Consider the following 23,875-nt stretch of genomic DNA (forward strand, 5'->3'; position numbering starts at 1 on the left):
AATGAGTGGAGCTCATCGATGCTGAGAAGTAACTGTTGAATAGACACAAAAAAAATCCGATTAAGAAAGCTTAATCGGATTTTCTGAGGCTATTCAATTAAATTCAACCCTTAAGTGAACAGCATTAACCTTCGGGTGGCTTTTTTATTTGGTGTGTAACGAAAACTCATAGCCTTTCCACTATTTACCCAACCCACCATCACGCAAAGCACACCCACTCCTAATACTTCAAACTCTCATACTGACCATAAAAGTCTCACGCCAGTTACGCAATTTGGCGCGTCTCGCTCTACACTAAAAGTAAGCATTGGCTGGGAGAAATAAGTATGAAAACAGGTACCCTCTTTGTGAGAGACATTATGTCGCGTGACGCGTATTACGTTTACCCTGACACCAGCATCATTGATTGTGTAAAAGGTTTGACGCAACGCCGTTTACCGGGCGCACCGGTGGCTGATAAGCGAGGGCATTTGATAGGTTTTGTGTCAGAGCAAGATATTTTACCCGCGCTGATGCAAAGCGCGTATTACAGTGAAAAGCCAAAAGACGTCAGCTCAGTGATGCAGACTAATGTGCTTAGTGTCAGCCCTAATGATCACATTATGGAAATCGCCAAGATGATGGCGGAACCCAAACCTAAGGTGTACCCAGTGGTACAAGAAGGGCGCATTATAGGCATCATCACACGCTATCACATAACCAAAGCCTTGCTGGCTGATTTGGAAATCGCTGTGCCTGTTTAGCCTCGGCCCTCTCAGCCACGAAGCTCCCCTTCGTGACAAAGCTACGGACGTTGTTGCTCAAGCGCATTTTTCGTTACGACGAATAGGTGAAAATACATGGCACCTCACTGAGGTAAGTCAGATTCAGCACCAGCATGTTGATTAAGGTACTCTTCTGCCTGTGTTCGCCCCATGTATTTCCCTAAGGTTTTGAGTGGCACCTTAGTCAAATCCACCATAATCAGGCCATCCAACGCATCGTTAAAATCGTGATCCAGATTAAAGCAGATCAATTTACCATTCATTTTAAGGTATTGCCTAAGCAACACTGGCAAACCTTTACCTTGCTCCATGCGCGCCAGTATCTTAGATAACAACTCAACACTGGCTAAAGCCGACAAAAGATTCGGTTGCCAAAAGTCGGTCGTATTCTGTGCCAACGGTGTGGACGCTTTGACCAGTTTCGCTCTTTGTTGGTCATAATGATGTAAAGACAAGGTCTGCATCATAAGCTGTCGTGCGCTATCGCTGTAATCATTACTAATACTGACCGGCCCAAACAAATGCGTGTATTGTGGGTGACGTGCAACTAAAGCGGCGATCCCTTTCCACAACATCAATAAAGAGTTGAGATTCTTTTGATACGCTTCAGCCACCACAGAACGCCCTACTTCAATGCTTTTTCCCATGCTGGCCAAGAAAGCTTGGTCATATTGGAATAAGCTGCGCGAGTACAAGCCTTGTAGCCCTTTTTCCTTGAGCAACTGATCCACAAAGCCTAAACGATACGCTCCCACAATTTTTTGATCTACTTTGTGCCACACAAACAATTGCTGATAGTAATCATCATATTCATCCAGATCACACGCTAATCCACTGCCCTCACCAACCGCACGAAAGTTTTGCTCTCTAATGCGTCCAATTTCCTGCATGACATTGGGCAGTTGAGCGCGACCAGTACAATACACAGCAAAATCCCCTTGCTCGAATAACAAAGCCTCAGAGGGTAATGCTGTTATGTCTTTTAATAAGCACTCGGTCGCCAGTGGCGCAATGACTTTAGGCAAGTTTTGTTGCTGGGTATCAGACGACAATAAATAGGTGTTCAGTCGCAGGTAATGGACTAAATCTTTTTCGTCACTAAAACCTTTTAATTCAGCATAATCAATGGCTTGTCCAATTGACAAACGAATACGCTGAGCCCGCTTATTAAGCAATTCTTTTGCTAACATGGCGGTTCTCAAGAATGGATGAATTCGCCCCGCGCGATAAAACATGGGGCTATTTTGTCCATCAATAAAAATTGGCACCACAGCCGCTTGGCTACGATTGATAAATTTCGCCACCGAATGACGCCACGCCACATCGGCCAACACCTTGCTGCCTTTAGCATAACTAGACACTTCTCCTGCCGGGAAGATCACCAGCACGCCGCCTTCAGCCAAATGTTGATTAGCCTCGCGAATGGCCACACTGTTGGTTTTGGCGGCTTTACTACCACCAAACACATTCACACCAATAAAGAGGTCGCGAATTTCAGGCAAACGCTTAAGCATTTCATTTGCCAACACTTTGACATCTTGACGCACCCCAGCCAGCAAATCCGCCACAATGACGCCTTCAATCGCGCCTAACGGGTGATTCGCAACAATCACAACGGGGCCTTGTTTGGGAATATTTTGTAAGGAACCGGATGCCAATTGATAATCAATATCCAAGGCTTTGAGAGTGTAATTCATAAACTCAAAGCTGGACTGTGTTGGTGTACGCTGCTGATATAAAGCATCCAGCTTACTCAACCCCGTCAACCACTCAACACACCTTTCACCAAGACCAAATGGCGTTACTCTGGGCAAACGAAATGGACTATCTATCATCTTCTTCTCTCTTTGCTGGCTTACTGCGGCATCATTTCAGGCCAATTCTGATCCGCCTGATTGATGTGCAAACGACGATCAGCATCCCATTTTTGTTTTACAGATTTGTTATAGTTGAGATATAACTTGCCATCGACAATGGCCCACTGCTCAGGATCAGAAGAAGCGAAGCTGTTGTTAGCAGAAACCGCCCAAGCGCAATAACCACCGTATTGTGGCGCGTATTTTTCAGGCTCAGCTAAGAACATTTCCAAATGCTGTTGCGAGACGAAATACCAATCTGCGCCCTGATATTCGGTTTTGAATTTGGCATGGCCTTCAATGGCCTTTTGCTCCGTGAAATACGCCACCGTGTCATAACCACTGAGGGCTTTATTACTAAAATAGCCAGTTGAAATAGGCGCTTCAGCCCACGCCCACGGACAGATTAAAAGGCTAAAAATTGCGATCAGTTTTTTCATTGCGTGCTCCTCAGGAAGCCTCAGACATCGTCATTTGTTTCGATAGAGTGAGGCCGTTGTTCGCTAAACTACTTGGTGTGACTTGATCGCAGGGCGAACCTGCGACATAACTCATGTATTGCTCTGTTGGGGTAACCGACACATGGGTAAAGCTAACGGTTTGCGCATCTTCACGATGCAAACAGATCGACTTATGCCCCTGCTTTTCATGGTGATGACAGTGAAACGCTATGCGTGCGGCATGACTCGTATCAGCCGCTACCATCGCTTGATACGCCGCATTGCGGTATTCAGTAACCGGTCCTAATGCCACAGCAGAAGAAAACACTGGCGACATCATGACATCAATGCGTAATGCGTCACCATCCCAATGAAAGGCTCGCGCGGGGGCTTGTTGTTCGCAAAGGCTGAGATCAAAAGCCAACAAAATAAAGGGCGCAAACTTGTTAAGCCTAATATTGCGCAACGCCTGCTCAACGTCATTAAGGCAAGTATGTTTGGCCAATCGGCTGAGCAATAAGCCTCGGCTTATCAAGGGGGTTGCTGGCATCTTGCCTTGATAGTTGTTTAGTAAACACAGGCTCAAGCCAGCATCGTTGGTACTAATCCAACTGCCTTGCCCAACCGGGTCAATTGGCATCAAGACATTGACACCAGAGAATTGCAGTCTTTTAGGTGGTAGCGCCACAGGACGTGTTTTCTGTTCATCACGATTAAAGTAAATCTGATAACCATGATCATTAATACACCAGCTAACAGAACACATTGCTATGACCTCCCCATGTAAGTCAGCGTCGCTGGGGCAAAACCAAAATCCGCTGCCACATGACTACCCAGTAATGTCATGGTGACCTTGGTCATAGCAAAATGATGGTTTGCATGAAGCGCGATAAAGGTCAGCTCTCTTTCCAAGGTGGAACACATTTCGGCGGATTGCGTTTGACTAACAGACACTTCCGAGATAACTTGTACAGGCGCTTTCACATCGTCCACCGTCAAACTCTCAAGCCAAGTTAATAACTCTTCGATTTCAGCCAAAGCCTGCAGGCGGCAAGTTTCGACTCGGTGCCCACGACGACGTTGATTGTAATCAATCACCCTTGCCGGATGAGTAGCCAAGCTGGCTCCAACCTCTTTCGAGTAGACGCCTAGGTAAACCCCTTGATACACATCCAAGAGATGCCGGAAGTGTTCTCCAATACTGCTGGTAACATAAGGTTCCGCAGACGCTAAATATTGCTCGCTGGTCAATGAAGTCAAAAACGCTTCACCTTGCTTTAGGGAATCAATACACCCTTGAATGACCGCCAATTCGCTATTAAAACCGGTTTGCTGATGGCGTTCACTGTTCAGTATTGGAATCATATCGGCTCTCTTTCCAGTGCGTTTAAATGACCTCATAAAAGCTCAGTCTGTCGTTGGGTATTCTTTAGTGAGTTGCTTCTCTTCTCGCCAAGCGGCCAGTAAGTGACGCAAAGAGGGAGGCTGATGGCCGCGCTTCTTTTGTTTTGCCCCAATCGAATACAACAAGCGATACTGTTTAAGTAACACACTAAAAATACTTGGCAGGGACGCATTTCTATCCCAGATATGAGCAGCCTCACTGCTTGCCCCATTGAGTTCTAAGATGGTGAATTTTTCACCTTGCATAAAATCATGAAGGTTGTCGAATTTGATGTCTAAACGACCGTAGTAGTAGCCCTTTACGTCTTTCAGTAACAAATCCAACTTACGTGTTAAGGCTTCCGTAATGTATTGGTTACCATCACGAAAAATGGCCCCTCGACTGTGACTGCCCGCAAAAGCTAATTGAAACTCTTCGCCTGCTTCAGGCACCCAATCAAGAATATTTTGATGGCGCGGTAGATATAAATGCCGCAGTTTTCCGGCTCGAGGATGACGTTCAATCAGATTGGCCAACGTCTGTTGACCATCCCCTACAACCGAAGGGGAATACTTCAATGTGATGGAGAAAATCTCACCTTTTTGCTGCCCTGGCTGGCGCACATAAAACACACCGGCCTCGGCTTTATAAGGGGCTTTTTCTTGCAGAACAAAGCGTGCATCTAGGGGGAAAGATCGAATGTAATCGGCCAATTGCTCTGCGGATTGCAACAGTTTGACGCCAACCCCTCGACACCCCAAATCCGGTTTTGCCACCAAAGGGAAAGGAATATTATGCTGTTTCAACTCGGCTAACGCGGCACTTAATTGCTGCTCTATTGGCGATTGGTTTTTCTCTCTTACGCAATAAGTGGCAATCCATCTCGACGCCAGACTGCCCGCCAAATTCATAATGTCATGCTTTGACTCTCCGACCATACCGCTTAATTTGATGCTTGGATTGGCGACCAAAGGCAATCGAAAGTCACGATAGTAGATCCCCTGAAAAATACTCTGCAACACCACTGGCGTGTAAAAAAACCAAGTGGGTAAAAACTCATAGGGCGAAATCGTTCGCTTCGAGTCTTCTTCCAATGTCGGCATACCGCCATTCACTTTATGTGCAGGGATCAATGAACATTTCGTCATATTACTTATCAACAACCTTTCAAATATGTCTTTTTAATCAATCGGTTCACACTTAACAAACCGAGCAAAGCCACTGGAATTAGCAGCCATTGGTATTGTGTCGCGACCAACCAAGTTTGCTGGCCAAAGGTGTAAATAATGCCAAACACCAAACTACTCCAAAGCGCTGTCGCGGTAACCACTGCGCCAAAAAACAGGCCAACTGGCAACGCCAGAAAACCAGACAAGGTAAAGCCGACAGTTCTCAACCCTGGTACAAACCGGATAATAAAAAGGTTCAAGAACAAGTGCGTTTCAAAGCGCTGTTTGGCCATAGGAAAATAAGGCATCTTCAATAATTTCAGCCGCACACAACGAAAACGCCGACCACTTCGCCCCAACCCATACAAGGCTAAATCCCCCGTCGCAATGCCAATAAAAATCGCCAATAGCGCCCAGCTGATTGGCAGGTTGCCTTGTGACGCCAGAATCGCCGCGGTCACGATAGCCAAGTCTTCCAATACATAAGAAAGCAAAATGATGCCTATAAACAGCCAAGTTACGGATGTCGTTCGATCATCAAGCATGGATTGAAGCGCTTCTAACAATGTTTTGCCCTGGCCGTCATGTGTCGATATTGAGAATTAGTCGTTGGCATAAAATGATTTATTACAGTGAATGTCGTTTTATTTCGCTAACTCTTCTTTTCTGTGCAGAAACAATTCAAAAATCATTCTCCAAATCCAACGCTTAAAAATCTTTATGAGCGATGCATCGGAGCTGAGAGCAGTAGTATCAAAAGAAGGGAGTGCAGAAGGAAGCGCGCGACCTAATGCTGAAAGAAGCCATCAGACAGGAGAATTGCCAGACTACAAATTGCTATGTTATAACATAAATAAATCATAAAAATGAGACCTGCCGATGAATCCATTACCCGTCACAGTACTTTCAGGCTTTCTTGGTGCCGGTAAAACTACCGTCCTGAGCCACATTCTGAACAATCGCCAAGGCAAAAAAGTGGCGGTGATCGTTAATGACATGAGTGAAATCAACATTGATTCTGAAATCATACAGAATGAGGTCTCCCTCAATCACAATGAAGAAAAGCTGGTCGAAATGAGCAACGGCTGTATTTGTTGCACCTTGCGAGAAGATCTATTAGAGGAAGTCGCTAGGCTGGCAGAAGCAGAGAAATTTGATTATCTAGTGATTGAATCAACGGGGATATCTGAACCCTTACCGGTCGCTGAAACCTTCACCTTTACAGATGAAAAGGGAGTATCTCTATCCGATGTCGCTACTCTAGACACCATGGTCACTGTGGTCGATGCGGTCAATTTTCTGAAAGACTACAACGACACCAAATACTTACAGGACACAGAGGAATCATTAGGAGAAGAGGATGAACGCAGTGTCTCCGATTTATTGGTAGATCAAGTGGAGTTTGCAGACGTCATTCTAATCAGCAAAACAGATTTGGTTAGCACAACCGACATTGCACATTTAACAGCGATCCTGAAAACACTTAACACTCACGCGCAGATCATCCCCATTACTCATGGCAAGGTGAACATCGATAAGGTGCTCAACACCAAATTATTTGATTTCCAGCGGGCTCAGCAAGCACCAGGTTGGCTAAAAGAAATGCGCGGGGAGCACATTCCAGAAACGCAAGAGTATGGTATCAGTAGTTTCAGTTATCAGGCACGCCGTCCTTTTCACCCGCAGAAGTTTCATCAATTCATACACTCAATTAATCAGTTCGGTAAATTAATCCGCTCGAAAGGGTATTTCTGGCTTGCATCGCGACCAACTCTCGCTGGCCAATGGAGCCAAGCGGGGAGTATTGCTCGGCATGGTTTTGCAGGGGTGTTTTGGCGCGCTATACCAAAGGAGAACTGGCCTACCGATTCAGACTACTTGGCTTCCATTAAGAAACTCTGGGTAGAACCCTTTGGCGATATGCGTCAAGAACTGGTTTTTATTGGGCAAGACTTGGATCAACAAGGCATGATCAAAGCATTGGATGCCTGCCTTTTAAGCCAAGACGAAGTACTACTAGGCAAAGAATACTGGACAGCCTTGCAAGACCCTTTCCCAATTTGGCAACCAGCCTAACGACAACACTCTATCGACACGATTACCCAATAATGAAAAAGGATCACAAACAATGAACAACAAAACAGCCCTTATCATCAGCGCTCACGCCGCAGATTTTGTTTGGCGTGCGGGTGGTGCCATTGCCCTTCATGCCGAGAAAGGATATGAGGTAACCGTGGTTTGCCTATCCTACGGTGAACGAGGCGAAAGTGCCAAGCTGTGGAAACAAGACGGCATGAATATAGAGAACGTAAAACAAGCACGCCAACAAGAAGCAGAAGCCGCGGCCAGTGCACTGGGGGTACATGATATACAATTTTTTGACATGGGCGATTACCCGTTAGATTTTACCCCTGAAGCTCGTGATCGTCTTGTTGATACCATTCGCTCGGTACAGCCTGACTTTATGATGAGTCATTCCATGTGGGATCCTTACAATACCGATCACATGAACACCACTCGTTTTGTGCTGGAAGCCCGCATGGTGGCTCAAGCATGGGGACATAAACCTGGCCAAAAGGTACTCGGAGCCCCTCAATTGTATTTATTTGAACCTCACCAAACAGAGCAAATGGGCTGGAAACCAGATACTTTTTTAGACATCACTAAAGTGTGGCAGAAGAAAAAAGCCGCCATTGAATGTATGCAGGGTCAAGAACATCTCTGGCAATTTTATACTAATGTCGCCGAAAACAGAGGCAACCACTTTCGCCGTAACTCGGGTGGTCAAGCGGGCGGACGCCACACAGAATATGCCGAAGGGTTCCAGTCTGTTTTCCCTCGAACCGTTGATGAGCTGTAGCCACGTCGAATATTATCGCCTAAATCTTCACATCGAGATCAGGGCGATGTACATTCCCCCTAGATAGACATTACCCTATTAGCCAAGCCAAACAGCGAAACACCTAAGGACAAAAGACCCAAACAAGGTCCACAACACCATGAAAGACATTAAAAGCATTTTCCGTAACCTTGAAAAAAAGCTTAAACAATCGAAATGGTTTGAAGACGATTGGGAAATCTATAATCGCGGACCTTACTTACAACTTTATAAATCCAGTTGGCATAATCATAATCAAGGTGGAATTCACTTCGAAACCTACATTGAAGCGCCTCAAATCAAACAAAAATCCTTTCCAATTTGCTTGCATGCAGAAGAAGACTGTCCATCAAGAAGTGAGTTTACGCAGCGCTTTTTAGAGCTTGAAGAAGAGCGTATAAAAAGCTGGAAAGGCTATCAAATCATTGCCAAAGATCATCATATTCTGCAAAAAACCTTGCCGCTCAATTTCAAGAATTTAGAGCAACGTCTTTATGATGAATTGAGTCAACTGAGCAAACTTGAATCGAGTATAGAGCAAGCGTTACAAGAGCTTGGATCTTAAGTTCAACAGAGAATAATCCTAGTGGTGTGGAAGTAAAAAAATGAAGTCTCAAAAAAGTCCATGTATTGATGTCTGTGTATTTTCTGGCCCGAAAGGTTGGTGTATTGGTTGCGCTCGAACTCGACAAGAATGCCAGCAGTGGAAAACGATGAAACCGTATAACAAGAATTTACTCGAAAAAGCCCTCAAGAAAAGATTGCATCAATTAAAAAACCACCCTACCGAATAACAAAAAAACCACAAAATCACGAAAAACACTACCACGTAGAAGGACAAATAAACAACAAACCTTCTATACTCTACACCTTCATCACAAACGATTTTTCTGCGTCAGATTCATCAAATAAAAAGAAACGCCACAACCATTCGCTCGACCAAAAAACAATGAAGAACCTCTGCCTATAACGCCATAAGATATTAAAACGCACCTCTTTATAATAAAATTTTATTAACCCTTCCGACGTTTCCTGCGTATGCAACTATACTGATGGAAAGCCACAAAAATTTGGGCGTGGCTGTATCAGGACTTTTTCCAACACACTTAAGCTTTGTTTCAAAGCAAGGGGGAATCCATGATCAATCATGTTTGGGGTCTTATCCATCATCCGGATAAAGAGTGGCGAGCGATTAACGAAGAACACGAGTCGGTGAGTCACATGTTTTACCACCATGTGCTCTGGATGGCTGCCATACCTGTGGTCAGTACTTTTATCGGCACCACACAATTTGGCTGGACCATAGGCAATGAATCCATAAAAGTCTCTATGCTGGATGGTTTAGGGCTTGGTCTGCTGTTTTATGCGCTGATCCTAGTCGCTGTTGCCGCCGTTGGCAGTGTGATTCACTGGATGGCACGAAATCATGCGAATCGTCCACCACGTCAAGAATGTATTGTGTTTGCTGGCTACATCGCGACACCTTTATTCTTGAGTGGCCTCGTCGCGGTCTATCCCATTATCTGGCTGTGTTTATTGTCTTGTGTGGTCGGTATCATCTATACCGGTTATCTGCTTTACCGAGGCACGCCTAGTTTCTTAGGCATCAGTAACAAACAAGGCTTCATTCTATCGAGTACCACTCTTGGTATTGGTGTACTGGTTTTGGAAGCCTTATTGGCCGCGGTGGTGCTCATTTGGAGCCTAGGCTCTGAGCACAGCATTATCTGGAAGTTCTTTTAAAGTCACTCCACCCAACTAGGTTTGTCGTACCCATGACTCTATTAATGACGACAAACCTAGTTAGACCTTTCTTAATGAAAATACGTTTCCTCGTGCCATAACAGGACTATCCCCGAGAAAGCCCTGTGAGTTGCTTTTTGATAACGAAGCCACTCATGACAGCTGGTGACTCAACCTCTTTAAAACAACGCCTCACTTTATTCGCTGCAATCACTCTAAGTTAATGAAAAATACGGCAATCGACGGAACTTTTTCTGCCATTCACTCTCTCAATTCTACTTATTCTTAATCGCAATCTGTGCTATTTTCACTGTTATCTCTGTAGGTAAGGGTTTGTCGGGCAAGGACGAACCAAACATAGTATGATCACAGAACACGTTGATAAGGCTGAATGTAGGATTAACATCATGCTCACACTCTGTATTGACTCTGTTTTACCGTTAATTTGGAAGGAGTTATCCCTTTGAGTTCACTGATCTGGCTACCGTTTCTCCCTTTATTAGGGACTCTGGTTCCGCTTCTTAGTGCTCGCTATAGTCGAACGGCTTGTGCCTTTTTGACGGCAGCACTCCCAGCCTTAACCTTATTACTCGTGCTGTCTTATGCTGGCGACATTTTTCAAGGCGAACGCTTTCAAGAGGCTTTGCCTTGGATACCCGCCATCGGTCTAAACCTTTCGTTTCGATTGGACGGACTTGCACTGCTGTTTGCCATCTTGATTCTCGGTATCGGCTTACTCGTCATCTTATACGCTCGCTATTATCTTTCAGCAAAAGACTCCATCGGCAAGTTTTATGCTTATCTGATCCTCTTTATGTTCGCCATGCTTGGTGTGGTGTTATCCAATAACCTCATTCAAATTTGGTTTTTCTGGGAATTAACCAGCATCAGCTCCTTTTTGCTGATCAGTTTCTGGGGACATAAAACCGAAGCCCGCAAAGGCGCCCGCATGGCATTAACCGTCACTGGCGCTGGCGGTTTAGCATTACTGGCAGGCTTGTTGATCTTGGGCAACACGGTTGACAGCTTTAATCTTCAAGACATTCTGGACAGTGGCGACTTCATTAAAGCCAGCGCCAATTACCCTATTATTGTGGTACTGATTTTAATCGGTGCCTTTACCAAATCAGCTCAATTCCCCTTCCATTTTTGGTTACCCAATGCCATGGCGGCCCCCACACCCGTCAGTGCTTATTTGCACTCAGCCACCATGGTAAAAGCGGGCATCTTCCTAATGGCACGATTCTATCCGGCCTTAGCAGATACCAATCTATGGTTCTTGATTGTGAGTTTGACCGGCTTGGCCACTTTCTTGGTCGGCGCTTATATCGCCATCTTCCAGCATGATTTGAAAGGCTTATTGGCCAATTCCACCATCAGTCATTTAGGACTCATTACCCTGTTGTTAGGCATGGGAACTGACTTGGCCGCGGTGGCCGCGATCTTCCACATTATTAACCACGCAACCTTTAAAGCCTCTTTATTTATGGCGGCGGGTATCATTGATCATGAATCAGGCTCCCGAGACATGCGCCAGCTAAATGGATTGTGGAAATACATGCCGTATACCGCCACGCTGGCGATGGTGGCATCCGCCTCAATGGCTGGTGTCCCCTTGTTAAATGGTTTCCTATCAAAAGAAATGTTCTTCACCGAGACCTTACACCAAGCTTCGTTAGGGTCTTTGTCGTGGTTTATCCCTGTACTCGCGACCTTGGGTGGCGTATTTGCGGTCGCTTATTCAACGCGCTTTATTCACGACGTGTTTTTCAACGGTGAGCCCATTAATTTGCCCAAAACACCCCATGAGCCGCCGCGCTACATGCGTGTGCCCGTCGAAATATTAGTGGCTCTTTGTTTGCTGGTCGGCATTTTTCCAAGTTTAGTGGTCGGTGACCTACTTTACGCTGCCGCCAGTGCGGCCTTAAACACCCCAGCTCCAGAGTACAGCCTTGCTATTTGGCACGGCTTCAACTTCCCGCTGTTAATGAGTGTGGTGGCCTTGGTTGGCGGTCTTTACATGTACCATAACCGCATTCACTTATTTAAGTTTCAGGCGCAATTTCCTGCCAGTGATCCAAAACTGGTCTTTGAAAGCATCGTGCAATACATTACCCATAAAGCCAAAAGCATTATTGCGGTGACTGAAAACGGTTCCTTACAGCGTTATATTTTCTTCACCTTGGCCTTTGCGGTGGTGATGACCGCATCCTCCTTAATGAAATTGAATACCACAGCAGGACAACGTCCCGAAATCCCTGTGGATGCGTTGTCCATTACCTGTGCGGTGCTGCTGACCATTTCCGCCTTGGCGACGGTCATTTGGCACAGAAGACGATTAGTGGCGTTGTTAACCTTATCCGTGGTTGGGTTAATCGTCTCTCTCGCCTTTGCTCAATTTTCAGCACCTGATTTGGCTTTGACGCAACTTTCCGTCGAGGTCGTTACCGTCATCCTATTGATTTTGGCGCTCTTCTTCTTACCGCAAAAAACTCCTAAGGAATCGTCGCCACGCCGTGTTGTTCGAGATTTAGGACTGGCCTCGCTAATTGGCGGCGTCGTTGGCACCATCAGTTATGCGTTAATGACTCGACCTTTAGACACCATCTCTACTTTCTTCACGGCCAACAGTAAAACCGGTGGCGGTGGTACCAATGTAGTAAACGTTATCCTAGTGGACTTCCGGGGGTTTGATACCTTAGGAGAAATCACTGTATTAGGTATCGCGGCATTGGGTATATATAAGTTAGTGGCTCGTATGAAGCTGTTTATGCCATCGTCGGATGATAATGGTTTGGCCTGGTCAACGGATCGTCATCCCATCTTATTGGCGGTCATTTCACAAAGTCTGTTGCCATTGGCTCTGTTGGTTTCCGCCTATATATTCTTGCGCGGTCACAATCTACCGGGCGGTGGTTTCATTGCTGGTTTGATTACCTCAGTTGCCATTATTCAACAGTACGTGGCGCACGGTGTAGAGTGGATCAAAACACGAATCAAGTTGGATTATCAGGTCATGATTGGTTCAGGCATTGGCATCGCCACCTTAAGTGGGCTTGGTAGCTGGGTGTTCGGACATACTTTCTTATCCACTTGGTTTGATTACTTCTATTTACCATTGATTGGCAAATTCGAACTGGCCAGCGCCATGATTTTTGATCTCGGTGTGTACCTAACCGTGGTCGGTGCGACCATGTTAATTCTCGCTAACCTCGGCCAACTGACCACCAGCGAACGTCCGATTCAAAAGGAGCACGATTAATGGAAGGTCTATACGCATTTTGTGTCGGATTGCTCACCGCTTGCGGCATCTTCTTAACCTTACGTGGTCGCAGTTTTTCTGTCGTGATTGGTTTGACGCTACTGTCTTATGCCGTGAACTTATTCTTGTTCGCCAGCGGTCGCTTAAAATTAAACGCCGCCGCCGTTTTAGGTGAGTCGGAACAATACAGTGACCCGCTACCACAAGCCCTAGTGCTAACCGCCATTGTCATTGGATTCGCAATGACTGCCTTCGCGGTTATCCTCGCCATGCGAGCCCGCGCAGACTTGGGCAATGACCATGTGGATGGCAACTTGCCCAAACTACCAAGTGAAGTGTCAAATAAGTCGTCTGGAGGCAATAAATAAATGCAGCATTTGAGCATTTTTCCCATTTTAATCCCGCTGTTGTTTGGCGCGATTATGTTGCTGCCTCCGATTTCGAGAGACATTAACTCGCAACGAATCAGTTCCGTCATTGGCACTTTGTTTTTATTGATTTCTTCAGCGTTACTGCTGTATCAAATCGACACCACTGGCACGGAACTTTATGCTTTGGGTAGCTGGCAAGCGCCTTTTGGCATTGTGTTGGTGGCCGATCGAGTATCCAGCTTACTGGTGTTACTCACCTCTTTCCTTGGCTTTGCTGTCATGCTTTACGCCATAGCAGGAAAGGACAAAGGTGGCGCCTATTTTCATCCGTTGTTTATGTTCCAATTAATGGGCATCAACGGTGCCTTTCTAACTGGTGATATTTTTAACCTGTTTGTGTTCTTTGAAGTGTTACTGATCGCCTCCTATGCCTTATTAATTCACGCAGGCGGTAAGCAGAAAACTCAAGCGACCGTGCATTATGTGATCCTAAACTTAGTCGGCTCCAGCCTATTCTTATTTGGCTTAGGCATACTCTACGGTACGCTAGGCACCTTAAACATGGCCGACATGGCCATCAAGGTCGGTCAGTTACAAGGGGAAAATGCCACCCTCGCCAAAACAGGCGCCTTGTTCCTATTGGTTGTCTTTGGTTTAAAGGCCGCCATGTTACCCATGCATTTCTGGCTACCAAAAACCTATGCCAGCGCCTCGGCTCCTGTCGCGGCATTGTTCGCCATTATGACGAAAGTCGGCCTTTACAGTATCTTCCGAGTGTATACCGTGATTTTCGGAGAACACGCCGGCGAACTGGAAAACATTGCCACGCCTTGGCTCTGGCCACTGGCGCTGCTCACCATCACCATTGGTAGCATTGGTGTATTAGCCAGCCCAAGTGTTCGAACCCTAAGCGCCAATCTGGTGATTGTATCCAGCGGTAGTTTACTCGCCTGTGCCGCGATCAATTCCGTTGAAGCCACTTCGGCCGCATTGTATTACATGGTACACAGTACGTTAGCCTCAGCCGCGTTATTCTTATTGGCAGACCTAATTAGTCGTCAAAGAGGCCAAGCGGAAGACCGGTTCGTCAAATCTCGTATGTTTACTCAACCTAAGCTAATGGGCTTTGCATTCGCCATTGTGGCTTTGAGCTTAGTTGGCATGCCGCCATTCTCCGGCTTTGTTGGCAAGGTGATGATCTTGCAGGCAACGCAATCCTCCGTGCAAACCATGTGGGTGTGGCCATTAATCTTAATTGGCAGTTTGGGCGCTTTGGTGACCTTCTCCCGTGCGGGCACGACTTTGTTCTGGCGACATAGCGGCTCGACATCAAATGATGCGGAACCTGCGTCAAAAAGCGAAATAGCCGCCGTGGCACTGCTCTTACTTGCTGCACCAGTGTTAGTGGTTTTCGGTGGCGCAATCACAGAATACACCTTGCAAGCCGCGACGGCTTTGCATGACATTCAATCGTCAGCCTACGACTTAATCCCGGGGGTGAGCCGATGAAATTTCTGCCTATGCCATTCCATACGGTTCTGCTGTTTGTCGTATGGCTATTACTGAATAACTCAATGAGTGTCGGACACATAGTGTTAGCGTTATTTTTCGCCATTACCATACCAATGCTGGTCAATGGTATGCGTGACGAGCACCCAAAAATCCTGAAGCCTTGGAAAGCCATTTGTTATGTACTAATGGTGATGAAAGACATAGTGGTAGCCAACGTCGAAGTGGCCTTATGGATCATTGGTCCAGTCAAAAAACTGAAACCAGGCTTTGTGGCCATTCCGATTAACATTCAATCTGATCTTGGTATTACCATTCTGGCCAGTACTGTGTCATTAACCCCTGGTACGGTCAGTGCTGAAGTATCTGAAGACAAGCAATGGCTGTATATTCATGCGTTACATCTGGACAACGGAAGCGAATTGATTGAGACCGTCAAACAACGTTACGAAAAACCAATCAAGGAGATATTTGGATGCTAACTTATACCATCGTCATTGTTGCCATTTGTATCTGCGTCGCCTTGATTTTAAACCTATGGCGTTTAATGGTTGGGCCCACTGTGTCTGATCGCATTCTGGCTCTCGACACCATGTACATTAATGCCATTGCGTTGATTCTTTTGTACGGCATTTACGCCAATACGGCTTTGTATTTTGAAGCCGCCTTGCTCATCGCCATGCTCGGATTCGTTAGTACCGCAGCACTTTGTAAGTACTTACTTCGCGGCGACATTATTGAATAGGATAAGAATATGCCACTTTATCTCGAAATTATCATTTGTGTGTGTCTGCTGATTGGCGGTTTGTTTCTCTTGGTTGGCTCTTATGGTTTAGCACGCTTACCGGACATCTACATGCGCTTACACAGTCCGACGAAAGCCTCGACTTTGGGCATCACTGGTGTATTAGTCGCGTCTATGATCTACCAAAGTTACTCGAAAGGCTTTTTGTCCATTCAAGAGTTTTTGATCACCTTATTTTTGCTCATTACCGCGCCGGTTGCCGCAAACATGATTGCCAAAACCGCGTTGCATCATAGAACCAAAGCCCTTGAGAAAACCCAAGGCCAAGCATTAATGGCCAGCATCCGAGAAAGGCAAGCACCTAACTCAACACAAGACGCTGATTAAGCAACGACGGTATGGCATCCGCTGACATAGGTTTGTAGAAATAATAACCTTGAAATATTTCACAACCTAAGGATGCCAACGTATCTGTTTGTGAGGCTGTTTCTACGCCTTCGGCAACAATCATCAACTCTAGGTTATGCGCCAAATGAATGATGGTTTCGCAAATTTTGGCATCTTCTGTGTGCGTATCGCATTCTTCTACGAACGATTGATCGATTTTCAACGTATCCAAAGGCAAACGTTTTAAATAGCTCAAAGACGAATAGCCGGTTCCAAAATCGTCGATGGCAATCTTGATATTGAGGGCTTTTAACTCCCTTAATACCTCAACACAGCGTTGAATATCCTGTAACAATACCCCTTCGGTGATTTCAAACTCCAACATATTGCCAGGAATCTGGTACTTTGCTAATCGATCAGCGACATACGGCACCAAAGAGTCCGACACCAAATGACGGCCAGACAAATTCACCGCGACTGGCACCATGTCTAACTCTTGCGCTCGCCATTGACTCATTTGTTTAAGAGCATGATCAATCACCCATTCATCGATTTTGACAATCAAACTCGACTCTTCAGCTATCGGTATAAACTCAGCAGGGGAAATAAAGCCTTTTTCAGGATGATGCCAACGTATCAGCGCTTCCAACCCCTGTATCTGTTGTCCATCACGATCTACTTTTGGTTGAAACACTAAAGCAAACTGACTGGATACTAATGCGTCATTAATTTCTTTGTCGAAGCCAAACTTTTTCGTTACCACATTCGCCATTTCAGGCGTAAAGAACTGCGCATTATCTCGTCCTTTATCCTTCGCATAATACATGGCAATATCCGCTTGCTGAATGAGTCGATCCGCATTAATACTGTTCTGGTTCGAAAAAGTAATTCCAATACTGGTTGGAATAGTAAGGTCTTGTGCCTCAATGTGTACGGGGGCTCGCATGGCTTGCAAAATGTGTTCGGCGCGTTCCTGTAACATGGCTTCAGTGACATTCTCCGTCACCATAAAAACAAACTCATCACCGCCCCATCGGGCGATGACATCTTGCTCGCCCGACACCATAGATAAACGCCTAGCCACTTCGCATAGCAATTCATCACCGGCTTTATGACCCAATGTATCATTGATGATTTTGAAGTTGTCTAAGTCTAAAAAGAGCAACCCCACTGACGTTTTTTGCTTGGTGGCAAACAACAGCGCACTGACCAAGGCATCCATCAAATAAGTTCGATTATAAAGGCCAGTCAAAGGGTCACTGTAAGCCAAAAATTTTAATCTTTCCTGCAATTTCATATGCTTGGTCATGTCTCGAATATGCAAGGTAAATTCACTGTCTGAAACCGCATCAGTATTTGCCTTAGTAATGGCAATTTCTGCTGGGAAGTCATGGTTTGGGCTACGCTGTAAACGAAACGGATTGCGGCGGTTTAAAATCAAGCCACTGGACGACGCAAAACCTGAATTCAAACTCTCAAAGATTTTCTTACGATCTTTTTCCAGAACAAACAGACCAATGAAACTCTTGCCTTCTACCTGCTTTTTTAAACAGCCAAAGGTTCGCTCAGCCGCAGGATTAAACTCGATCACAGAACCGAAGCGGTTGATGGTGACAATGCAATCCATTGACGAGTTTAGAATCGCCGACTTGCGCATTTCACTTTCTTGGAAACGCATTAAGGCATCATCACGCTGAGCAATTTCACTGCTCACACGATCAATGACCTGATTGTATTTACGGGCAATTTGCCCGACTTCGGTAAAGGGCTCTTCTGGTACAGGTTTGGAAAAGTCAGCATTGTTTTGCTGATATTGCATGGAGGTCAGCAGATCCAACAATTCTGTTGTGGCTCTGTGTTCTGCCACATTCAAACCTTGCTCCTCTTGTTCTTTGCTGGCCCTTAACGGCATCACGCGATTTAGTAGCCAGATACAAGAGTAACCAACCAAAAAACAATACAAACCAATCACCAACACACCTAACGATTGCACACCAAGTTGCTGCCAGAAGCCTAAACCATTATCAATCCGTGCTTGGTCACCAAATATCGCCACACCAAGCGTGCCCCAAACACCTGCAAATAAATGCGCCGGCACCACATCAAGCGCATCATCCAGTCGCCATTTCTCCATCAACAAGCTACCGTAATAGACAATGACACCGGATACGCCACCAATCAAAATGGAGTCCCCAGGTGAGACCACATGACAGGATGCGGTAATGCCGACTAAGCCTGCAATGGTGCCATTCAGTACAAACCCCACTTCCACAAAGCCGTCACGAAGATAATTTAAACCAGCGGCAATTAAGCCGCCCCAAGCCGCTGAGATAAAGGTGTTCAAAATGATCATAGGCACCTCGTTGGTCAGTGCCAACGTGCTGCCACCGTTAAAACCAAACCAACCAAACCAGATCAGCAACGCCCCTAACGCAGACAAGGGAAGATTATTACCAGGCGGTAGACGAATGCCTTGTTCAAAGCGACCCAGTCTTGGACCAATCACCATGATCGCAGCCAATGCCACCCAGCCACCAACCGAATGAACGACGGTTGAGCCTGCGAAGTCGATAAAACCTAATTGTTCTAACCAACCTTGCGGCCCATTCGCATCATAGATGCCCGACCACGCCCAGTGCCCAACAATAGGGTAAATTAAGGCACTCAAGATGGCAGTAACGGCCAAATACCCGATAAAGGTCATGCGCTCTGCCACGGCACCAGAGGTTAATGTTGCGGCGGTGCCACAGAACATCATTTGGAAGATAAAGAAACTGATTTGCCATGGCGTATGATCTTCATCAAATGCAAATTCACTGCGACCAAACACACCAAAAACCGATTCGCCAAACATGATGCCAAAACCAAAACACCAAAATAACGTGGTGGATAAAATAAAATCGGAAATATTTTTGGCCGCCACATTAATGCTATTTTTACTGCGAATTCGACCACTTTCTAAACATAAAAAACCCGCCTGCATTAAAAAAACAAATGCGGCAGTGACTAACAACCAAATAAAATCCGTCATGCTCACCCTAAAAAGTAATAACGCACCAAAATAATACACGCGAAAATTAACGTGACACACAAAATGAACCTGGTGGTTCATTTAAAAAGCAATACAACCTATCAACCATTGTTTTCGGGGATATAAGGAGCTATTCAATAGTTACGCCAACTCTTTATCTGGTAGTGTAAAGACCTCTCTCTTACACTTTTTTTGCATGAACAAGGGAAATCTCAATGCCTCCGATTTCCTAACATCAAAGCCGGCTATCTATATTCCAAAAAAGTTTATTTGTGTCGATTGTAATAACTAAATCTTTTAAGTATTCTTACCAACAATTAAGAATGACTAGCATTAGAATCTGAGGTTAACATGCAATTTAAGTCAGGCGTTTTCAAAACTATCGTCAGCAGTTTACTACTAAGTGGCGCGGTTCAAGCATCCGCAGCCGACCAAACCATCTTGAACACCTCTTACGACATTGCTCGTGAGCTGTTCGCGACTTACAACCCGACTTTTGAAAAGCATTGGCAAGAAAAAACGGGGCAAACAATTGAGATCAAACAATCTCATGCGGGTTCCTCTAAGCAAGCCAATGCCATCATGAATGGACTTCAAGCGGATGTCGTGACCTTTAATCAGGTCACCGATGTACAAGTGCTGCATGATAAGGCACGCATGATTCCTGAAAACTGGAAAGCGGAATTCCCAAATAACAGCTCTCCTTATTACTCCACTACCGCATTTTTGGTACGTAAAGGTAATCCAAAAAACATCCAAAGCTGGGGTGACCTAGTACGTGATGACGTGGCCTTGGTGTTTCCAAACCCAAAAACCTCTGGTAATGGTCGTTACACTTACCTTGCTGCATATGGTTACGCACAAAACCATTTTGGCAAGGACAACGAAAGTAACATTGATGACTTCCTAAGCACTTTTCTGAAGAACGTTGCCGTATTTGATACAGGTGGTCGTGGCGCCACAACCACGTTTGTTGAGCGCGGTATCGGGGATGTTTTGATTACCTTTGAATCCGAAGTAAATAACATCCGCAACCAATATGGCGCAGATCAATATGAGGTTGTCGTACCGAAAACCTCTATCTTGGCGGAATTCCCAGTTGCGGTTGTCGCGAAAAATGCCAAGAAACATGGCACAGAAGCGGTTTCTCACGAATACCTAAACTACTTGTACAGTGAAGCATCACAGCGTTTATTAGCAGGCTTTAATTACCGCATTCATAATGACGTGGTAAAAGCGGAGTTTGCGGACAAATTCCCAGCAGTGACCTTGCTAACCGTAGAAGAAATCGCGGGTGGATGGCCAAAAGCGACTAAAGACATTTTCCGTAATGGCGGTAAACTGGATCAACTTCAGCGTCGTTAATCTTTGATTAGTGAAAGCTAAGCCGGATACGCTCGCGTGTTCGGCTTTTCTACTTTCTAAACGTCGCTTCGTGACCACTTTTAATTTGGCTATTTCTGTTCGAAATAGATCATTTCAAAGCAAACAGGCAACCTAATGGCAACACATTTAAGCGTGGCGCAAGCCCGACCGAAACACAAACGAGTCCTCCCTGGCTTAGGTTTAAGTCTGGGTACTTCTTTGTTGTTTATCAGTTTGATCATGCTGCTCCCCATGACCGGATTAATCATGCAATCCGTCGACATGGGATGGGATGAATATTGGTATGTCATCACCAACGAGCGAGTGGTTGCCAGTTATAAAGTCACACTGTGGGCCGCATTTTTCGCGTCCATTTTCAACGGGCTTTTTGGCTTGTTATTAGCGTGGGTACTAGTACGTTATGAATTCCCAGGACGTCGTGTTCTCGACGCGCTGGTAGACTTACCTTTTGCGTTACCAACCGCCGTCGCCGGTATTACTCTGGCCACACTGTATTCACAAAATGGTTGGTATGGCGATTTGTTGGCAAGCCTTGGCATCAAAGTCGCGTACACCCCTGTCGGCATCATTCTCGCCATGGCCTTTACCAGTATTCCGTTTGTTGTTCGTACTGTGCAGCCGGTTTTAGAAGAGCTTTCACCGGAAGAGGAAGAAGCAGGCATGACCCTTGGTGCATCAGATTGGGCGGTGTTTCGACGCGTCATTTTTCCGGCATTATGGCCAGCACTCATGACGGGGATTGCGTTATCCTTTACCCGTAGCCTTGGTGAATTTGGCGCGGTGATTTTCATCGCAGGCAATATGCCGTATGTCAGCGAGATTACCTCTTTGATGATCTTTGTTAGCTTGCAGGAATTTGATTTTCCAGCGGCCAGCGCCATCGCCTCTGTGGTGTTGATGGCTTCTTTGGTTTTATTGTTCGCCATTAACGTTTGGCAGGCACGTTATTTACGTCGCCTCCATGGTCGATAGGGAGTCGTACTATGTCTAATCGCCCTGGGCAATCTCATCAATTAAGAGTCGGTGATCGTCCTCTTATCAAGTACTCGCTGATCGGCATCACCTTGCTGCTGACCATATTACTATTGGTCGTGCCGCTGATCAGCATCTTCCAACAAGCCTTGGTGGAAGGCGTAGGTCACTATTTCGCCAGTCTGCTTGAAGGCGACACCTTGCATGCCATAGGTTTAACCTTATTTGTTGCCTTACTTACTGTGCCAATCAATCTGGTATTTGGCGTTATGTTAGCTTGGTCGGTGACACGCTTTGAGTTTCCTGGGCGTAAACTGCTGATGACCTTAATGGACATCCCCTTCGCAGTGTCACCTGTGGTGGCAGGCTTACTGTATCTATTGTTATATGGCAACAATGGCTGGATCGGTTCTTGGCTGTACGACCAAGACATTCAATTGATGTTTGCTTGGCCCGGCATTGTCATGGTCACGGTTTTCGTTACCTGTCCATTTGTTGCTCGAGAACTCATCCCACTGATGCAACAACAGGGTCGAGAAGATGAAGAAGCAGCCGTTATCTTAGGCGCTTCTGGCTGGCAACTTTTTCGTCGAGTGACCTTACCGAACATCAAATGGGCACTCATTTACGGCGTCATTCTAACCAATGCTCGCGCAGTCGGAGAATTTGGTGCCGTCTCTGTGGTATCCGGCAATATTCGCGGTGAAACCAACACCTTACCACTGCATGTGCAATTGCAATATGAGGATTACCAAGCGGCTGCAGCGTTTGCCAGTGCCTCGCTATTAGCCTTGATCGCTTTGATCACGTTATTGTTTAAAGCTTACATTGAATGGCACCAAGAAAAACTTATGCGCAATGAATCAGACCAAGAAAAGCAGGTAGCAAAATGAGCATTCTGATTGACAACATCTCCAAACACTTTGGCTCATTTCAGGCCTTATCCCCTTTATCATTAGACATTAATGAAGGTGAAATGATTGGTCTGCTGGGCCCATCTGGTTCTGGTAAAACCACTCTTTTACGCATTATTGCAGGACTAGAAGGAGCGGATTCAGGTCGAATTCAGTTTGGTGACCGCGATGTCACCAATCTGCATGTTCGTGACCGTCGGGTGGGGTTTGTATTCCAAAATTATGCTCTGTTCCGTCATATGACCGTGGCCGATAATGTGGCCTTTGGCTTAGAAGTGTTGCCTAAATCGAAACGCCCTAATGCCGCCGCCATTCGCAAACGCGTCATGCATTTGTTGGATATGGTTCAACTTGGCCATCTCGCACAACGCTTCCCTTCCCAATTATCGGGTGGTCAAAAGCAACGCATAGCGCTGGCTAGAGCATTGGCCACTCAGCCTGAGGTTTTGTTGTTAGATGAACCCTTTGGCGCCTTGGATGCGAAAGTCCGTAAAGAGCTACGCCGCTGGTTACGTGGTTTACATGATGAGTTAGGCTTTACCAGCGTGTTTGTTACCCACGATCAAGAAGAAGCCTTAGAACTGTCAGATCGTGTGGTGGTAATGAGCAATGGCCACATTGAACAAATCGATCAACCTGGCGACCTTTACGCCTCACCAAACAGCCGCTTTGTGTTTGATTTTTTAGGCAATGCTAACGTTTTTGATGCGCAGTTTAGTCAGGGCAAATGGCAAAACAATGTGGCCAGCCTGCAACTGCCTGATGAGGCACCCAAAACAGCTGGGCAAATATACCTGCGTTCCCATGAATTCCATGTCTCTTCCGTCGCGACAGAACAGGCATTCTTACCATTGAAAGTGGTCGCCATTAACCTAATCGGTGCTGAAGTGAGATTGGAACTGACGCCAATTGATTGGCACAGTGACCACATCTGGGAAGTGGACTTACCTCACAAAGCCTTTGATAAACATTGCTTTGAAAAAGGCCAAACCGTATTTGTGACACCAAAAGCTGGTTATTTTTTCGCCAATGGTCAGGCAACACCACAGCCCGTATACTGGTAG

23 protein-coding genes are annotated in these 23,875 nt (G+C 45.8%); 16 read left to right on the forward strand and 7 right to left on the reverse strand.

Annotation, left to right across the window (positions count from 1 at the left end; genetic code table 11):
* Nucleotides 1-326 precede the first annotated feature (326 nt).
* Entirely contained in the window at nucleotides 327-743 is a 417-nt protein-coding gene (locus OA79_RS08430) for a CBS domain-containing protein (RefSeq protein WP_063332793.1), read from the forward strand.
* Between the two features lie 104 nt (nucleotides 744-847).
* On the opposite strand, the gene OA79_RS08435 is transcribed toward OA79_RS08430, so the two are convergent.
* From OA79_RS08435 to OA79_RS08460, 6 genes are read right to left on the reverse strand one after another with little or no spacing between them, the layout of a single operon-like run.
* Complete coding sequence (locus tag OA79_RS08435) at nucleotides 848-2,599, reverse strand: lysophospholipid acyltransferase family protein (RefSeq protein ID WP_063332794.1); 1,752 nt, start codon at nucleotides 2,597-2,599, stop codon at nucleotides 848-850.
* Between the two features lie 20 nt (nucleotides 2,600-2,619).
* Nucleotides 2,620-3,060 (reverse strand): YHS domain-containing (seleno)protein, encoded by a 441-nt coding sequence (locus OA79_RS08440; protein ID WP_063332795.1) that lies wholly within the window; start codon nucleotides 3,058-3,060, stop codon nucleotides 2,620-2,622.
* A 10-nt stretch (nucleotides 3,061-3,070) separates the two neighbouring features.
* On the reverse strand, nucleotides 3,071-3,826 hold the full coding sequence (locus OA79_RS08445) for an NRDE family protein (RefSeq protein ID WP_063332796.1): 756 nt from the start codon (nucleotides 3,824-3,826) through the stop codon (nucleotides 3,071-3,073).
* Nucleotides 3,827-3,828: 2 nt separating this feature from the next.
* Nucleotides 3,829-4,425: a DinB family protein gene (locus tag OA79_RS08450; protein WP_063332797.1), complete on the reverse strand. Its 597-nt coding sequence runs from the start codon at nucleotides 4,423-4,425 to the stop codon at nucleotides 3,829-3,831.
* A gap of 42 nt (nucleotides 4,426-4,467) precedes the next feature.
* Nucleotides 4,468-5,592 carry a hypothetical protein gene (locus OA79_RS08455; RefSeq protein ID WP_063332798.1) on the reverse strand — a complete coding sequence of 375 codons (1,125 nt, stop codon included), beginning with the start codon at nucleotides 5,590-5,592 and terminating at the stop codon, nucleotides 4,468-4,470.
* An 8-nt stretch (nucleotides 5,593-5,600) separates the two neighbouring features.
* Complete coding sequence (locus tag OA79_RS08460; protein ID WP_197465375.1) at nucleotides 5,601-6,179, reverse strand: DedA family protein; 579 nt, start codon at nucleotides 6,177-6,179, stop codon at nucleotides 5,601-5,603.
* A gap of 313 nt (nucleotides 6,180-6,492) precedes the next feature.
* Here OA79_RS08460 and zigA point away from each other — a divergent pair, with 313 nt between their 5' ends.
* From zigA to OA79_RS08510, 11 genes are all read left to right on the forward strand, one after another.
* Nucleotides 6,493-7,689 carry a zinc metallochaperone GTPase ZigA gene (zigA, locus tag OA79_RS08465; RefSeq protein ID WP_063332799.1) on the forward strand — a complete coding sequence of 399 codons (1,197 nt, stop codon included), beginning with the start codon at nucleotides 6,493-6,495 and terminating at the stop codon, nucleotides 7,687-7,689.
* Between the two features lie 52 nt (nucleotides 7,690-7,741).
* Nucleotides 7,742-8,473 carry a PIG-L deacetylase family protein gene (locus OA79_RS08470; RefSeq protein ID WP_063332800.1) on the forward strand — a complete coding sequence of 244 codons (732 nt, stop codon included), beginning with the start codon at nucleotides 7,742-7,744 and terminating at the stop codon, nucleotides 8,471-8,473.
* A 139-nt stretch (nucleotides 8,474-8,612) separates the two neighbouring features.
* Nucleotides 8,613-9,056: a hypothetical protein gene (locus tag OA79_RS08475; protein WP_063332801.1), complete on the forward strand. Its 444-nt coding sequence runs from the start codon at nucleotides 8,613-8,615 to the stop codon at nucleotides 9,054-9,056.
* A 40-nt stretch (nucleotides 9,057-9,096) separates the two neighbouring features.
* Nucleotides 9,097-9,285 carry a DUF1289 domain-containing protein gene (locus OA79_RS18060; protein WP_082825426.1) on the forward strand — a complete coding sequence of 63 codons (189 nt, stop codon included), beginning with the start codon at nucleotides 9,097-9,099 and terminating at the stop codon, nucleotides 9,283-9,285.
* A 343-nt stretch (nucleotides 9,286-9,628) separates the two neighbouring features.
* Nucleotides 9,629-10,234: a Yip1 family protein gene (locus OA79_RS08480; RefSeq protein ID WP_082825427.1), complete on the forward strand. Its 606-nt coding sequence runs from the start codon at nucleotides 9,629-9,631 to the stop codon at nucleotides 10,232-10,234.
* A gap of 463 nt (nucleotides 10,235-10,697) precedes the next feature.
* Nucleotides 10,698-13,496: a monovalent cation/H+ antiporter subunit A gene (locus OA79_RS08485; protein WP_063332802.1), complete on the forward strand. Its 2,799-nt coding sequence runs from the start codon at nucleotides 10,698-10,700 to the stop codon at nucleotides 13,494-13,496.
* On the forward strand, nucleotides 13,496-13,864 hold the full coding sequence (locus OA79_RS08490; RefSeq protein WP_063332803.1) for a Na+/H+ antiporter subunit C: 369 nt from the start codon (nucleotides 13,496-13,498) through the stop codon (nucleotides 13,862-13,864). The genes OA79_RS08485 and OA79_RS08490 overlap by 1 nt, the downstream gene beginning before the upstream one ends.
* Entirely contained in the window at nucleotides 13,865-15,376 is a 1,512-nt protein-coding gene (locus tag OA79_RS08495; protein WP_063332804.1) for a monovalent cation/H+ antiporter subunit D, read from the forward strand.
* Nucleotides 15,373-15,858, forward strand: a complete 486-nt coding sequence (locus OA79_RS08500) for a Na+/H+ antiporter subunit E (protein WP_063332805.1) — start codon at nucleotides 15,373-15,375, stop codon at nucleotides 15,856-15,858. Before OA79_RS08495 ends, OA79_RS08500 begins: the two co-directional genes overlap by 4 nt.
* A complete protein-coding gene (locus OA79_RS08505) occupies nucleotides 15,852-16,121 on the forward strand; it encodes a K+/H+ antiporter subunit F (protein ID WP_063332806.1) in 270 nt (89 codons plus the stop codon). Before OA79_RS08500 ends, OA79_RS08505 begins: the two co-directional genes overlap by 7 nt.
* Nucleotides 16,122-16,130: 9 nt before the next feature.
* The gene (locus tag OA79_RS08510) at nucleotides 16,131-16,508 is read left to right on the forward strand and encodes a Na+/H+ antiporter subunit G (protein ID WP_063332807.1); all 378 of its coding nucleotides are present in this window, start codon (nucleotides 16,131-16,133) and stop codon (nucleotides 16,506-16,508) included.
* Here the strand turns inward: OA79_RS08510 and amt are convergent.
* Nucleotides 16,483-19,539 (reverse strand): ammonium transporter, encoded by a 3,057-nt coding sequence (amt, locus tag OA79_RS08515; RefSeq protein ID WP_063332808.1) that lies wholly within the window; start codon nucleotides 19,537-19,539, stop codon nucleotides 16,483-16,485. The genes OA79_RS08510 and amt overlap by 26 nt on opposite strands.
* A gap of 351 nt (nucleotides 19,540-19,890) precedes the next feature.
* Here amt and cysP point away from each other — a divergent pair, with 351 nt between their 5' ends.
* The 4 genes from cysP to OA79_RS08535 all read left to right on the forward strand — a co-directional run bounded on the left by cysP (nucleotide 19,891) and on the right by OA79_RS08535 (nucleotide 23,875).
* Nucleotides 19,891-20,904 carry a thiosulfate ABC transporter substrate-binding protein CysP gene (gene cysP / locus OA79_RS08520; protein WP_063332809.1) on the forward strand — a complete coding sequence of 338 codons (1,014 nt, stop codon included), beginning with the start codon at nucleotides 19,891-19,893 and terminating at the stop codon, nucleotides 20,902-20,904.
* A 135-nt stretch (nucleotides 20,905-21,039) separates the two neighbouring features.
* A complete protein-coding gene (cysT, locus tag OA79_RS08525) occupies nucleotides 21,040-21,897 on the forward strand; it encodes a sulfate/thiosulfate ABC transporter permease CysT (protein ID WP_063332810.1) in 858 nt (285 codons plus the stop codon).
* A gap of 11 nt (nucleotides 21,898-21,908) precedes the next feature.
* Nucleotides 21,909-22,790: a sulfate ABC transporter permease subunit CysW gene (gene cysW, locus OA79_RS08530; protein WP_063332811.1), complete on the forward strand. Its 882-nt coding sequence runs from the start codon at nucleotides 21,909-21,911 to the stop codon at nucleotides 22,788-22,790.
* The gene (locus OA79_RS08535; RefSeq protein ID WP_063332812.1) at nucleotides 22,787-23,875 is read left to right on the forward strand and encodes a sulfate/molybdate ABC transporter ATP-binding protein; all 1,089 of its coding nucleotides are present in this window, start codon (nucleotides 22,787-22,789) and stop codon (nucleotides 23,873-23,875) included. Before cysW ends, OA79_RS08535 begins: the two co-directional genes overlap by 4 nt.

Origin of the sequence: Marinomonas sp. TW1, assembly GCF_001625355.1 — a bacterium.
In the GTDB taxonomy this organism is placed as follows: domain Bacteria; phylum Pseudomonadota; class Gammaproteobacteria; order Pseudomonadales; family Marinomonadaceae; genus Marinomonas.